The following is a 13,965-nucleotide window of genomic DNA, read 5'->3' on the forward strand; positions in this document are numbered from 1 at the left end:
CGGTGGTCGTGTCAGACACGGGTTCGGATTGCCTTCCGGCGGACCTGTCGGGCTCTGCGGACGAGGGCGTACCCCTTGGTGAGGGCACGGTCCCTGGCGAAGTTGCGGGCGATCGCGCGGCCCTCCAGGAGCCGCGTGAACTCCTCGATACCGGTGGTCCGGCGCACGGTGACACGCTGCAGGGCGTACGGGCCCTGCCGCCGCCGGGCCAGGCCGTTGCCGACCGCCAGGGACTGGGCGAACCCGGCCCCGCGCACGGCGGCGCGCACCCGCCGGCTGGAGTAGCCGTACGGATACGCGAACGACTGTGGCGCCGAGCCGAGTTCGTCGGCGACGATCTCCTTGCAGCGCAGCAGCTCGAACCCGAGCGCGTCGTCGTCGAGCTGGTCGAGCTGCGGATGCGTGTGGCTGTGCCCGCCGATCTCCGTCCCGGCGCCGGCGAGCGCGCGCACCTCGTCCCAGCCGAGCATCGTGTCGAGCCCGCGCCCGGTGTCGTACGCCCCGCGCAGCCAGCCCGTCGACACGAACAGCGTCGACGGGAAGCCGTGTTTGGCGAGGACGGGGAGCGCGTGCCGGTGCACGCCCTCGTAGCCGTCGTCGAAGGTGATGAGGACGGGCCGCTCGGGCAGGGCGCGCCCCGGGGAGCGCCAGATCGCGGCGAGTTCGGCGGTCGTCAGGGGAGTGAGGCCGAGGTCGGCGACGGCCGCGAGCTGCTCGGTGAACGCCTCTGGCGTCACCGACAGCTCACGCGTCGCGTCGTTCGGCTCACGCGCCACCGAGTGGTACATGAGGATGGGTACGGGCGTGCTCATGACGGCCCACCACCCCCCTCGGCGGCCCCGATCTCCACGACCGAGAACGTCGCGCCCGTCCTGCGCGCCCGGAAACTGCCGAGCGCGTACCCGCCGGCCGTCGTGAGGACTCCGGCCACGATCGCCCCGGCCCGTCCCGCGCCCCCCGGCCGTGCGAGGACGAAGTCCCGTACCCCGCGGGCCACTCCGGCCGGCAGGACCCGCGTGGCGTAGCGCCGCTCGGACTCGAGGCCCTTGTCCGCTCCCACGCTCTGCGCGACCAGTGCCTTGGAAAGCCCCTCGGCGTACGCCCGGGTGCGGAAGTAGGCGAAGCGCTCGCGGCCCGCGGGGACCCGGTGGTGGATCACCGCGCGGTCGTCGATCAGGAGCACCGCGTCCGGCCTGGCGCGGGTGAGCCGGATGCACAGCTCCGTCTCCTCGCAGCCGAGCGGCCGCTTGTCGCCGTCGCGGCCGATGCCCGTCGCGAAGCCGCCCGCCGCGTCGAACGCGGAGCGCCGGAACGAGGCGTTCCCGCCGAGCACGTTGCGCACCCGCACCTTCCCGCGCGGCAGCCCCTTGTACGTACAGCCGACGACCCAGTCGAACTCCTCGGGGAACCACGCGGGGCGGCGGCCGGAGGCCCAGACGGGTTCCGTGCGGCCGCCCACCGCCATGACCAGGGGATCGTCGTACCCGGCGGCGAAGTGACGCAGCCAGTCCCGCTCCGCGACCGCGTCGTCGTCGAGGAACGCGATGATCCCGCCGCGCGAGACCGCGATGCCGGTGTTGCGTCCCGCGGACAGGCCGCGGGGGCCCGCGTTGGCGAGCACACGGACGTCTTCGGACTCCTTGAACTCCTGGCCGAGTCGCTCCAGGAGAGCCGGATTGTGGTCGACCACCAGCAGCGTCTCGAGCGCCGGAAGCGACTGCGCCCGCACCGAGGACACCGCCGCGAGGATGTCCTCCCAGCGGTCCTCGGTGTAGACGCAGATCACGACGGACACGCCGCCGTGCGGGGCGTGAGCGCTCAAGACACCTCTCCCCGGCCCGTGTTGAGCATGGTCGCCTGCGTCCGGCGGCGGCGCTGGGCGCGCCGGGTCGAGCGCTCCTTGAGGATCACCTTGAGGACCCGGAGCCCGTCCCGCACGGCCCGCAGGTTGCTCGCGCCATGGATCCGCAGATACTCGTGGCTCGGGATCTCCTGGACCTTGAGGCCGGCCTTGACGACCCGGATGTTCATCAGGGTCTCGACCTCGAAGCCGGTGCAGTCGAGGTCGATCTGGTCCAGGCAGTGCCTCCAGAACGCGTTGTAGCCGTAGCAGAGGTCGGTGTAGCGGGCGCCGAACTTCTTGTTGACGACCGTGCACAGCGCCCAGTTGCCCAGCTTGCGGATCGGCGTCATGTCGTCGGTGCCGCCGCTGTTGGCGAAGCGGGAGCCCTTGGCGAAGTCGGCGCCCGAGACCAGGGCGGAGACGTAGGAGACGATCTCCTGGCCGTCCGCGGAACCGTCCGCGTCGACCATCACGATGATGTCCCCGGTGCACGCCTCGAAGCCCGCGATCAGGGCGTCGCCCTTGCCCTTGCCGCGCTGCGGGACGACGACCACGTCGGGCCACAGTTCGCGGGCGACTTCCACCGTGTTGTCGGTGGAATTCCCGTCGACGAGAACCACTTCGTGGATCCAGTCGGGAAGTGTCTTGAACACATACGGAAGATTTTCCGCCTCATTCATGGCGGGGATCACGACGCTCACCGGCGGCGCAATCGCGAGATGGGTCGAGATCGCCCTGTACTGGCTGGTTATCGCAGGACGCACAAAAGAACTCATGAGTCTGGTCCCTCTCGTCCGGTGGACCGCCCGCCCCGGGCGGTCCGGTTGTCTGTCCGGTTCGAAAGGGGGGTTCTCACTTACGGCCATGACAAATAGAGCTCTGTACAGGCCGGGTGAGCTGGCAAAATAGACCGATCGACTAAATCGGCCACGCGGCACGCGACTCGGCGGAAACTCGGTCACCGAGCACGGCACCCCCCTACCGCGCCCCGCGCCTGACCATCGCGATCCTGAGCCCTCCCCTAGATCGCTATTGCGTTGATGGTCCGATGCGGGTGGATGTACGACGGTATTGATGATTGAGACTGTATGGCAAGACCTGTATCCGGGCCTCACCTTTCTGTTGTTTTGGCCTTTACCTGACCCTCGCCCTTAACTCCCCGAACGGATTTTCCCCATCCGTTTCAGGAGTTTGTCGGCCGGCTCGAAGAACTCGGGCCGGGACAGCACGGTGTTACGCAGCGCCCGGACCGGAGCGCGGCGCGCCCGGTGTCCGAGAGCGACCGGATGACGGCGCGTCACCCAACCCTCGTGCACGATCAGTTCCCGTGTCTTGAGGGAGTCCTTGTATTCCTTCTGGCCGCGGCCGAGATCCAGATAGGCGATGCCGTCGGCGGCGGCCGCCTCGGCCATGCGCAGATGCAGGATCAGCCCGGGCGAGAACTTCGCGAACGCCGGGTCGTAGGCCGGGAACCAGCAGGCGAGCACGCGCTCCGAGCGGAGCCCGAAGTGCGCGGCGACCGGCTGCCCGCCCGCGTACAGGACCGACAGGATCCCGGCGAACGGCTCCGAAGAGGTGTGGAAGAGCTGCTGCGCGAGGCGGGTGATCCAGGCGTGCGCGAAGCGGTCGCTGCGGCCGGTCCTTCGGTACTGGGCCGACTTCCACTCCATCAGCGTCGCCAGGGCCCGCGGGTCGCGCTCGTCGTGCACGTAGCGCACCTCGCCGGCGTCCCGGCCCAGCTTGCGGTCCTTGGCCAGCGTCGTCCTGGCGAACTTCGGCGACCGCTCGCGCAGCAGGCGCAGATACGTCTCGTACCCCTGGTCGACGTCCATGACCGGGGAAGGGAAGCTGCCGGAGGCCTCCGCCTCGAACGGCTCCTGGCCTCCCGCCAGGTGGTCGAACTCCCATACCGAGAGCCCGCAGGCCCGCAGCAGGTCGCGGGCGTCCCACTCGAAGCCGGGTCTGTGCACCAGGCCCTGACTGTCGGAGACGCCGAGGCCGACGGCCCTGCCGACGCCGGTCACGGATCTCTGGAACGGGAAGAACGCCGCGGGTTCGCCGTCCTCGCGCACGACGGCGATCCGCACCCCGCGCCGGCAGCGGCCCATCGCGAGGGTGAACTCGGGAGAGAGGAAAGGGTTCGCCAGCTCGGGTGTGCCGTGCAGATGCGCCTTGGACTGCATGGCGGTCCAGGCGGCCCGGTCGGCGGCGGTCAGCTCACCGGGCCGGTGCAGGGTGATGTCCACGTCAGGAGTCCCGCCTTCCCGGTGCGCGGCCGAGCAGCCGTCGCGCGGGGACCATGGGTGCGAGGAGGCCGACGACGCTGATCGCCGCGATCGTGACGACCCCGCCGGTCATCGACCAGCGGTGCGTGGCGAGCATCGCCTCGGCCACGAGCAGGTCGAGCGCGACCGCTCCCGCGACGGCGGAGATCCAGCGGCCCCACGGATCGAGTCCGCGCAGCGCCGAACCGATCGCGGCGCCCGGCGCCGCGAGCAGGAAGAAGAGCGTCAACGGGCCACGCAACGGCGACGAGATGTCCGCGAGCGCCAGTACCGCGCCGACCCCTGCGACAGCGGCGGCCACCCCTGCCAGGAGGGGTGATACGTCCCTGCTGCGCCCCCACTGCGCAGGTGACGGTGCTCTGTCTGATGACGGTGGCTTGATGCCGATGGTCTGCATTGGCGACTTTGCCCCCCGAAGCGCCGGATGCCGGGCTTCAATGTCGCGCAGTCCCGGGGCCCCAGTCAAGGTGCGGAGGGAGTGTGCAGATGTCATACGCGCGTTCCCCGGAGACCGGGTGTGTCACCAGCGAACTCACGTTCACACAGGTGCAGTTGGGAATGACCGGTCTACGGGCGTAGCGCAAGGAAGTTGAGGGTATGTCATAAGCCTGACATGTACCTGCAATCGGGCGTCGGGCGAACTCTCGTGAGGCGTACGAGAAAAAGATTGACATGGACACTTCCCGTGAACTGTGGGGCGTGCTACCACAGTTGTGGCAGAGATCCTGCTAAAGGAGGTTTTCATGAGACGTTTCCGCATTACGGCGTACGTGACCTCAATCCTCTTCGCGGTCGGCGTCGCCCTCACCGGAGCGACAGCGGCCCAGGCGTCCGAACAGGCAGCGGCCACGGGCTATGTGGCACTCGGCGACTCGTACTCGTCCGGCGTGGGTGCCGGCAGCTACGACAGCTCCAGCGGCTCCTGCAAGCGCAGCACGAAGGCCTATCCCGCACTCTGGGCGGCCGCCCACTCACCCTCGAGCTTCAGCTTCACCGCCTGCTCGGGCGCCCGCACGAGTGATGTCCTCTCCGGACAGCTGGGCCCGCTCGGCCCCGGCACCGGCCTCGTCTCGCTGTCGATCGGCGGCAACGACGCGGGCTTCGCGGACGTCATGACCACCTGCGTCCTGCAGTCCGAGTCGACCTGTGTCGCCCGCGTCAACGAGGCCAAGGCCTACGTCCAGAACACCCTGCCCGGCCAGCTCGACTCGGTGTACTCCGCGATCACCGCGAGGGCACCGGCCGCCCATGTCGTCGTCCTGGGATACCCGCGCTTCTACCAGCTCAACGGCTCCTGCGTCGCGGGCCTGACCGAGACCGAGCGCGCCGCGATCAACGGCGCGGCCGACCTGATCAACTCCACCACCGCCAAGCGGGCCGCCGACCACGGCTTCACGTTCGGCAACGTGACCTCGACCTTCACCGGTCACGAGATCTGCTCGGGCAGCGCCTGGCTGCACAGCGTCAACTGGCTGGACCCCGGCGAGTCCTACCACCCCACCGCGGCCGGCCAGTCCGGCGGCTACCTCCCCGTGTTCAGCGCGGCCGCCTAGTACTTCGAGTACCGCCCTGTACGTCCGCTCACCTAGTACGACGATGACGGCGAGGGAGAGGTCCCGCCCGTAGGGGACTCCGTCTCGCACGTCACCGAGTACGCCACTGAGTTCGACGTGGCACGGACGGGGTCGCGCACCTCCACACTCACCTGGTTGTGGAGCGTGGCCCCGTCCGTGTAACCCGTCTCGACATGGTCGACCCACCTGGTCCTCGGGCCGCCGGACGCGAAGCTGAGCGTCTTCCACCCCGGGTCGCTCGACTCGCCGCTCTCCGTCACCCAGCGGTACTGGACGTCGACGGGCACGCGGCCCACCGTGAAGGTCGCCCTGAAGGCCGGAGCCTCCCCTCCCGGCGGTGGGCAGGTACCGCTGTAACTCCCGCGCACCGCCGAGACGCTGACGCGCACGGACTGCTGCGGTGGCGTCGAGTGCTCTCCGCTGGAGCCCTTGCTGCTGGCGTCGCCCCCGCTGGGCGATCCTGCTCCGCCACCCTTCGAATCATCGTCCGACGGGCTGCGCGGGGCACCGGAGGCGCTTCCGCCGGAACTGGCGCTGTTGTCCCCGGAGTTGTCACTGCCGTCGCCCCGGTTCATCAGCGCGTACGTGAGGCCGCCGAGTGCCAGGAGCAGCGCCACGACGCCGGCGAGCAGGACGGCGACGGAGCGGCGGGGGCGTTCCGGATGCGGCGTGGCCGGTTCCGGGGAGGGCGTCGCGCCTTGCCCCGAGGCGAATCCGGCAGGAACAGGAGCCGGCGGAGTTCCCTGCCACGACGTCTGCGTCGGCGTCGACTCCGGGGACGCCAGGACCGTACCCGCGCGGGGCGTGCCCCCCGCGCCCAGCAGCCGCAGATCGCGCTCGGCGTCGGCCGCCGGCGTCCGCTCGGCCGGATCCTTGCGCAACAGCCCCTCGATGACGGGCGCCAGCGGGCCCGCGCGGTGGGCGGGCGGCAGTTCCTCGTCCACGACCGCCCGCAGCGTGCTCAGCGGCGTCTCCTGCCGGAACGGCGACTGCCCCTCGACGGCCGCGTACAGCAGGACCCCGAGCGACCACAGGTCGGACTCGGGGCCCGGTGTGCGACCCAACGCCCTTTCCGGAGCGAGGAATTCGGGCGAGCCGATCACCTCGCCCGTCATCGTGATCGCCGAAGTGCCCTCGACCGTGGCGATGCCGAAGTCGGTCAGGACGATGCGTCCGTCGTTCGCGATCAGTACGTTGCCCGGCTTCACGTCCCGGTGCAGGACGCCCGCCTCGTGCGCGGCGCGCAGCGCGGAGACCACCTCGGCCCCGATGTGCGCCGCGCGCCGCGGGGGCAGCGGTCCCTCGGCGTCCAGGAGGTCGGACAGGGAGAGCCCGCGCACCAGTTCCATCACGATCCAGGGGCGGCCCTCCTCGGCCGCCACGTCGTACACGGTGACCACGTTCCGGTGCGAGATACGGGCCGCTGCCCAGGCCTCCCGCTCCAGGCGCGCGTACATCCGGTCGACCTCGCCCGTCGGGAGCCCGGCCGGGGCACGCACCTCCTTGACGGCGACCTCACGGCCCAGGACCTCGTCGCGGGCGCGCCAGACGGTACCCATGCCGCCCTCGCCCAGGGGGCTCAGCAGCCGGTAGCGCCCCGCGATCACCCGCGCTTCACCGGTCTCTCCACGGCCCGGATTCTCGCTCACGGGCGACCCCCATCCGTAGCGGTGCGATTCTCCACAAAGCTAGCCCAGTGTCCGTGAGATCGCCCACGTTCCGGACGGGCCCGTTCCTGCCCGCCATGTCCAACTCGCCCTGGAATCAGTCGAATTCGGTGAGTAATCGTCAACCTCCTTATAGGGGAGGTGAATCCTGCGACCGGGATACACGAGTGTCACGACGGGGCGATAGGGTTAACCTGCCCGGGCCGGGTGCCCTCGTACGGGTGGGGAGTGACATGGAACAGATAACAGTGCGCAGCAGGCCACGTGTGCCTGCGATCACCTGCGGGAGCAGCGCGACCAGCTCGCGTCTCGACCGCCATCTCTCGGTGCTGGGCGGCCCTGCCGTCCCGCAGCGCGAGGCGGCCGAGGCGACGTCGCTGATGCGTGAGCTCACCTCGCGTGACGTCGCGCACGAGCGCAGCAGCAGGGGCGCGCGAGTGAGCCGGGTCTCGCTCTTCGCACCACTGCGGCGACTGCGCCGCTCGCTGTTCGGCGGCCGCCGCTGACAGGCGGTCATCACCGGCACAGCCCGGTCCCGCGCTCAGGCGACCATGCCGTACCGGCACGGCGCCGCGATCTCCGCGACCGTCATCCCCACGGCACGCGGCGTCATCCAGGTGTGTTCGCCTGACGCGGGACAGAAATCCCCTGCCGCCCCGGCATCGCTCTCCCCATCGGGCCGCCCGGCACTGAAACGGCGCTGACACGCGTCGAAACGGCATGTGAGCCGCACCCTTCCCGCTCCCGGTGCGCCGTCGTGCATCCCTGTCGCCCCCGCGCTGCCGTACATCTCCTCTCACCTCCGACGCGTGCCCTCCGCACGGTCGGTTTTCCGTCATTCCGGGGCCTGTTGACGCCCCCCGCGGGCATCGCCGCGCGCAGTCGTCCATGTCCGGTGCGTAACAGCTTTGTCATGCACGGATGTTGACGGGGCAATGTTCCGGGGCCAATGTTGCGCCTGATCCTGATCGTTTGGCCTGTACACGGAAACCTCACCCCCGGAGGTACGCGCGTGTGTGACCTGCACGACCAGCACGAGCACGACCATGAGCACGGGACGAGCCAGACCGCCGCCGGCCCGCAGCTCAGCAGGCGCCGCATCATGCAACTGCTCGGCGCGGCCGGAGTGACCGCCGCCGCCATGACCGCCGAGGCCGACCCGGCGATGGCCGCGGCGGCCGACTCCATCGTCGAGGAGGCCGGTGCCTACAAGGCGCCCGAGGGCCTCGCAGAGGACAGCCCGGCCAAGTCCTCCGCCCTCGGCTGGATCACCTCCAACTCCTCCCGCATCACGGGCCTGAACGAGGAGATCTGGGAGCACGCGGAGCTGTCGCTGCGCGAGTGGAACTCCTCGGTCGCCGAGGCCGGATTCCTCGAAAAGGCGGGATTCGACGTCAAGTTCGGTACGGCCGGCTTCCCGACGGCCTTCACGGCGACCTTCTCGTACGGCAGCGGCGGCCCGGTCCTCGGCTTCAGCGGCGAGTACGACGCGCTGCCCGGGCTCTCCCAGAACAAGGGCGTCGGCCACCACGATCCGCGCGAGTACATCCACGACCCCTTCTCCCCGAGCTACGGGCCCGGCCACGGCTGTGGGCACAGTGCCCTCGGAACCGCGGCGGCGGCAGCCGCGGCCGCGGTCGCGCAGGCCGCGAAGAAGCACAAGCTGCCGGTCACGGTGAAGTTCTTCGGCTCCACGGCCGAGGAGGCGCTGATCGGCAAGACGTACGCGGTCAGCAGGGGCGTGTACGACGGGCTCGACGCGTTCCTCGACTGGCACCCCTCCACCGCCAACGCCACCGGCTGGGGCACCAGCAACGCCATGACCGCGGTCACCTTCACGTTCCTCGGCGTGGCGGGCCACGGCGGCACCCCGCTCGGCAACAAGTCGGCGCTGGACGCCGCCGTGATGATGGCCACGATGTCGGAGTTCCTGCGCGAGGAGAACATGGCTCCGGCCGCGCGCCTGCACTGGGTCATCAACAACGGCGGCGACATCCCGAACGTGACCCCGGAGATCGCCGAGATCTCCTACTACGTGCGCGAGGGCAGTACCGCGCGCGTCCAGGTGCTGCTGGACAAGGTGATCGCGATCTCCGAGGCGGCCGCCAAGGCCTCGCAGACGAAGGTGCAGCACCGCATCACCTCCGCCTGCTGGAACCAGCTGCCCAACAAAGCGGCCGCGGAACTGCTGTACGACAACATGCGGCAGATAGGCCCGCCCGCGTTCACCGCCGAGGCGCACCAGCTGGCGAAGGACCTGCAGAAGTCCCTGGGGCTTGCGGAGGTCGGCATGCACGACAAGGTCGCCGAGCTGACCCCGCCCAACCCCGTGTTCCTGGGCGGCGGTTCGACGGACGTGGCCGACATCAGCTGGAACGTGCCCACCGTGTCGATGGGTGCCGCGCTCGCCCCGATCGGCGGCAAGTTCCACACCTGGTCCACCGCGGCGTGCGCCGCCGCGGCGCCTGGTCAGGCCGCGGTGATCGCCGCCGCGAAGTACCTGGCGGCGACGGCGGTCGACCTGATCACGCAGCCCGAGCGGCTCAAGGCCCTCAAGGACGAGTTCAAGCAGCGCACCAAGGACGTCGAGTGGAAGACGGCCCTGCCGGACGGCTATGAACCGCCCATGTACGAGCCGCCGGCCTGGTTCTTGAAGAAGACCGGGCAGAAGTGGCCGCCGAACAACATCACCTGGCCGCCCCGGCGGGTCGTCTCGCAGGAGAAGTTCTCCTCCCTCGGACCCGAGCTGACCCCGCAGAAGTAGCGCGGTCCGAGCGGCCCGCAGTTCGCTCAGCGTCCGCCGGTCGTGTACCGGCGGACGGCGAGCGGCACGCACACCGTGAGCAGCACCGCGCACCAGGCGAGCGAGCCGGCCACCGGGTGCGCCACCGGCCACGAGGAGCCGCCGGGCACGGGGGCGTTGCCGAACAGGTCGCGTACGGCCGTGGCGACCGCGCTGATCGGGTTCCACTCGGCGAGCACGCGCACCCAGCCGGGGAAGCCCGCCGTCGGGATGTACGCGTTCGACAGCAGCGGGAGCATGAACGTCGCGCCGCCGAGCTGGCCCGCCGCCTCCTCGCTGCGCGACACGAGCCCGAACAGGATGCCGACCCATGTCGCGGCGAAGCGGAACAGCAGCAACAGGCCGAAGGCGCCCGCCGCTTCGAGCGCGCCGCCCTCGATCCGCCAGCCCATCGCGAGCCCGACGAGGAGCAGCGGCACGAGACCGGCTGCGGTCGTCACGATGTCGGCCGCCGCCTGCCCGAGAGGGACGGCCGCGCGGGTCATCGGCAGCGTACGGAAGCGGTCCATGACGCCCCGGTGCGAGTCCTGGGCCGCCGTGAACATCCCGGTCATGATCCCGTTCGCCGCGGTCGCGACGAGCATGCCCGGCACCAGGAAGGCACGGTAGTCCGCGCCGGGCATCGCCAGGGCGCTGCCGAAGACGTATCCGAAGAAGAGCAGGAAGACGATCGGCATCGTCTGCGTCATCACGAGGATCGCGGGCGCGTGCCGGATCCGCTGGAGGTGCCGGCCGAGCATCGCCGTGCCGTCGTACAGGAACGCGGTGGTCATAAGGTCGCCTCCGAAGGGGAGTTGGGGACGGTCGTGGGTGCGGTCATGCGACGAGCTCCCGGCCGCCGGTGAGGCGCAGGAAGGCCTCGTCCAGGGTCGGCGGGCGCAGGGTCGCGTCGACGATCGGGACGCCCGACGCGTCCAGTTCGCGGACGATGCGGGGGAGGGTGAGGGCCTGGTCGAGGGTGACGACGCCGACCGCCCTGCGGTCCGGGTCGAGGGTCGGCTCGGCGCCGGTGAGCTGGTCGAGGACGACGGCGGCGGCGTGCAGGGCCGCGTCCTCGGCGACCACCACCTCCGCGTAACTGCCGGTCTGCGCCTTGAGTTCGGCGGGGGTTCCGCGATGCGCGGCGCGTCCTCCGTCGATCAGGACCACGGAGTCGGCGAGCTGGTCGGCCTCCTCCAGGTACTGCGTGGTGAGCAGCACCGTCGTGCCCTGGCGGGTCAGCTCCCGGACCGCGTCCCAGATGGCGCTTCTGCTGTGCGGGTCGAGGCCGGTCGTGGGCTCGTCGAGGAAGAGCACGGCGGGCCGCGTGAGCAGGCTCGCCGCGAGGTCGAGGCGGCGGCGCATCCCGCCGGAGTACGTACGGGCCGTGCGGTCGGCCGCCGCGGTGAGGCCGAAGCGGTCGAGCAGTTCGTCGGCGTGGCTCCGCGGCAGCCGCAGAAGGCGGGCGAACAGGCGCAGGTTCTCGCGTCCGGTGAGGTCGCCGTCGACCGACGCGTACTGCCCGGTGACGCCGATCCGGCGGCGTACGGCCGGCGCCTCGGTCAGGACGTCGTGGCCCGCGACGCGCGCGGACCCCGCGTCGGGCCGCAGCAGGGTGGTGAGCACCCGGACGGCCGTCGTCTTGCCCGCGCCGTTCGGCCCGAGCAGCCCGCAGACCGTGCCCTCCTCGACGGCGAGATCGAGGCCCCGCAGGGCGTGGACCATTTGGTCCCCGGAGCCGTAACGCTTCTCCAGACCTTCACTAAGTACGGTGTACGTAGAAGTCATGAAGGCACCGTAGCGCACTACGTACGATGTACGTAACTACGATGGTGGGCGAGGTGATGACCGATGACGGGCCGAGCGGCCGAACCCGAAGTGATCTGGACGCGCCCCGAGCGCGCGGGACGTGGCCCGAAACCCGCCTACGGCAGGGGTGACATCGCGGCCGCCGCCGTGCGCGTCGCGGACGCGGACGGGATCGACGCCGTCTCGATGCGGCGGATCGCCGGGGAGCTGGGCCTCGGCACGATGTCGCTCTACAACTACGTGCCGAGGAAGGACGACCTCTACGAGCTGATGGTCGACGCGGTGAGCGCCGAGTACGACCTGTCCGAGCCGACCGGCGACTGGCGCGCCGACCTGCTCGCCCTCGCCCGGCAGGCCCGCGCCCTGATGATCCGGCACCCGTGGATGCCCCGGCTCATGTCACCCGTCTACGGCTTCAGCCCGAACGCGCTGCGGTACCTGGAGTACTGCATGACCTGCCTCGAACCGGTCGACCTGCCGGCCGGGACGAAGATGGAACTCGTCGCGTCCCTCACCGGCGTCGTGACGTTCTACGTCGCCAACGAGATCGCCTCCGCCGAGCGGACCCGTTCGCTGCCCTGGTCGGAGGAGCAGGAGTTCGCCGCGCGGACCGCCTACCTGGTCAGCCGGATCTCGACCGGCGACTATCCGCACCTGGCCGCCGCGTTCGCCCAGAGCACCGGGCCCGTCGACATGGAAGCGGCCTTCGAGCGGGCCCTCGGGCGCACCCTCGACGGATTCGTGCCCTCCTGAGTCCCGGCAGGAGCACCGGGCTTCACAGCAGCGCGAACTGGCCGCCCGGGCCCTCCTCGTGATGGTCGAGGACCGAGGCCGGCCTGCGCGTGGCCGGCGCCGGGGGCAGGACGCGCGCCCCGCGCAGGTCCGTCGCCGTGATGAGCGACGCGGCGTCCGTCAGCAACTCCTGCTGCCGCGCCCGCAGTTCGGCCAGCAGCGCCAGTACCGTGACGATCTCCAGCAGCTCCGACGTCCACGACTGCGGCCAGGTACCGGGGCGGATCCCGGCCAGCGTCCCCGGCTCGGCGGCCGCGGTCCTGCGCGCGAACCACTGCTCGATCACCCGTACCCCGCTCACCTGGAAGTCCCAGGCCTCGGCGGGGACCGGGGAGATGCGGCCGTCGCCGACGAGCAGGGCCTCCTCCTCGCGGTCGTAGAGCAGCTCGGTGGGGCGGTCCGGGAGCGGGGCGCGCACGTACGGGCGGCGGCCCCCGGGGAGTTTGGGGCGGTCGCCCTCGCCGCCGCGGCGCAAGAGCCACAGGATCCGCTCGCCGAGCGCTGTGCCGGAAGCCCAGACTCCGGCGTCATCCGTGAGCGGGACCCGCGGGCCCTGCGGCGAGGGGCGCGCCACGGCGAGGGTCCAGGCGAGCAGGTCGCGCGCCCCGACCTCGTGCCCGAACCGGCCGGAGAGCTCGGTGAGCAGGCCGGGCGTCACATTCGGTTCGCGCCCTTCGGGGCGCCGGTACAGCGGGCGGATGCGGCCGGGGCGTCCCGCGGGGGAGCGGCCCTCGGGCAGGATCGCGCAGGCGAGCACCGCGGGTCCGCCCGCCCCGGGCACGAACCCCTGCTCGACGAGGAACAGCTGGCTCTCGTCGGCCACCCGCCACAGCTCGGGTCGGGCCGCGTCGATCAGCCGGTGGTCCGGTATCAGCCACTGCTCGTCGAAGGGGGCGTGCAGCACCTGGACGGGTTCGGGGCAGGGGCCCTCGGCGTGGGTCAGGTCGTCCGTCGGGGTGCGCCGGCCGGGGAGCTGGGCGACGGCCGTGCGCAGGGTGCGCGCCCGGCTCGGTTCGAGCAGCGACTCGCGCTCCGCCGCCTCGGCCTTCACGAACGCGGCCCAACGGGCCTTCAGCGACGCCGGGTCCGGGGCCAGCGGCCAGGCGCGGCCCAGGCGCAGGGGCGCGACGGACCACGGCATGAGGTCCGCGAGCAGCGGCGCGTCAACAAGGCTTTCGAGGCTGTCGGGCGTCACGCCCGGCATCGTACGACG

At 71.0% G+C, this 13,965-nt stretch carries 13 protein-coding genes; 4 read left to right on the forward strand and 9 right to left on the reverse strand.

The window, feature by feature from the left end:
• Positions 1-11: 11 nt before the first annotated feature.
• From OG456_RS28950 to OG456_RS28970, 5 genes are all read right to left on the reverse strand, one after another.
• Positions 12-812, reverse strand: coding sequence for a polysaccharide deacetylase family protein (locus tag OG456_RS28950; RefSeq protein ID WP_266566023.1), 801 nt, complete (start codon positions 810-812; stop codon positions 12-14).
• Positions 809-1,822: a glycosyltransferase family 2 protein gene (locus tag OG456_RS28955; protein WP_266566024.1), complete on the reverse strand. Its 1,014-nt coding sequence runs from the start codon at positions 1,820-1,822 to the stop codon at positions 809-811. Before OG456_RS28955 ends, OG456_RS28950 begins: the two co-directional genes overlap by 4 nt.
• Complete coding sequence (locus OG456_RS28960; protein WP_266566026.1) at positions 1,819-2,619, reverse strand: glycosyltransferase family 2 protein; 801 nt, start codon at positions 2,617-2,619, stop codon at positions 1,819-1,821. Before OG456_RS28960 ends, OG456_RS28955 begins: the two co-directional genes overlap by 4 nt.
• Positions 2,620-2,994: 375 nt before the next feature.
• Positions 2,995-4,089 carry a GNAT family N-acetyltransferase gene (locus tag OG456_RS28965; protein ID WP_266566028.1) on the reverse strand — a complete coding sequence of 365 codons (1,095 nt, stop codon included), beginning with the start codon at positions 4,087-4,089 and terminating at the stop codon, positions 2,995-2,997.
• A gap of 1 nt (position 4,090) precedes the next feature.
• Positions 4,091-4,429 carry a hypothetical protein gene (locus OG456_RS28970; RefSeq protein ID WP_266566030.1) on the reverse strand — a complete coding sequence of 113 codons (339 nt, stop codon included), beginning with the start codon at positions 4,427-4,429 and terminating at the stop codon, positions 4,091-4,093.
• Positions 4,430-4,871: 442 nt separating this feature from the next.
• Between OG456_RS28970 and OG456_RS28975 the strand changes: the two genes are divergently transcribed.
• Positions 4,872-5,681: an SGNH/GDSL hydrolase family protein gene (locus OG456_RS28975; protein ID WP_266566032.1), complete on the forward strand. Its 810-nt coding sequence runs from the start codon at positions 4,872-4,874 to the stop codon at positions 5,679-5,681.
• Between the two features lie 32 nt (positions 5,682-5,713).
• Here OG456_RS28975 and OG456_RS28980 read toward each other — a convergent pair whose 3' ends face one another.
• A complete protein-coding gene (locus tag OG456_RS28980; protein ID WP_266569474.1) occupies positions 5,714-7,261 on the reverse strand; it encodes a serine/threonine-protein kinase in 1,548 nt (515 codons plus the stop codon).
• 341 nt (positions 7,262-7,602) lie between these two features.
• Here OG456_RS28980 and OG456_RS28985 point away from each other — a divergent pair, with 341 nt between their 5' ends.
• Together OG456_RS28985 and OG456_RS28990 are read left to right on the forward strand one after the other, a co-directional pair.
• Positions 7,603-7,875, forward strand: coding sequence for a hypothetical protein (locus OG456_RS28985; protein ID WP_116502944.1), 273 nt, complete (start codon positions 7,603-7,605; stop codon positions 7,873-7,875).
• 506 nt (positions 7,876-8,381) lie between these two features.
• Positions 8,382-10,133: an amidohydrolase gene (locus OG456_RS28990; protein WP_266566035.1), complete on the forward strand. Its 1,752-nt coding sequence runs from the start codon at positions 8,382-8,384 to the stop codon at positions 10,131-10,133.
• A 26-nt stretch (positions 10,134-10,159) separates the two neighbouring features.
• Here OG456_RS28990 and OG456_RS28995 read toward each other — a convergent pair whose 3' ends face one another.
• Positions 10,160-10,945: an ABC transporter permease gene (locus tag OG456_RS28995; protein ID WP_266566037.1), complete on the reverse strand. Its 786-nt coding sequence runs from the start codon at positions 10,943-10,945 to the stop codon at positions 10,160-10,162.
• A 43-nt stretch (positions 10,946-10,988) separates the two neighbouring features.
• The gene (locus tag OG456_RS29000; protein WP_266566039.1) at positions 10,989-11,939 is read right to left on the reverse strand and encodes an ATP-binding cassette domain-containing protein; all 951 of its coding nucleotides are present in this window, start codon (positions 11,937-11,939) and stop codon (positions 10,989-10,991) included.
• Between the two features lie 63 nt (positions 11,940-12,002).
• On the opposite strand from OG456_RS29000, the gene OG456_RS29005 reads away from it, so the two are divergent.
• Positions 12,003-12,713: a TetR/AcrR family transcriptional regulator gene (locus tag OG456_RS29005; RefSeq protein WP_266566041.1), complete on the forward strand. Its 711-nt coding sequence runs from the start codon at positions 12,003-12,005 to the stop codon at positions 12,711-12,713.
• Between the two features lie 22 nt (positions 12,714-12,735).
• On the opposite strand, the gene OG456_RS29010 is transcribed toward OG456_RS29005, so the two are convergent.
• Positions 12,736-13,956: a type ISP restriction/modification enzyme gene (locus OG456_RS29010; RefSeq protein ID WP_266566043.1), complete on the reverse strand. Its 1,221-nt coding sequence runs from the start codon at positions 13,954-13,956 to the stop codon at positions 12,736-12,738.
• Positions 13,957-13,965: the final 9 nt, after the last annotated feature.

This window comes from Streptomyces sp. NBC_01446, from assembly GCF_026340095.1.
GTDB classification, from domain to species: Bacteria; Actinomycetota; Actinomycetes; order Streptomycetales; family Streptomycetaceae; genus Streptomyces; species Streptomyces aureus.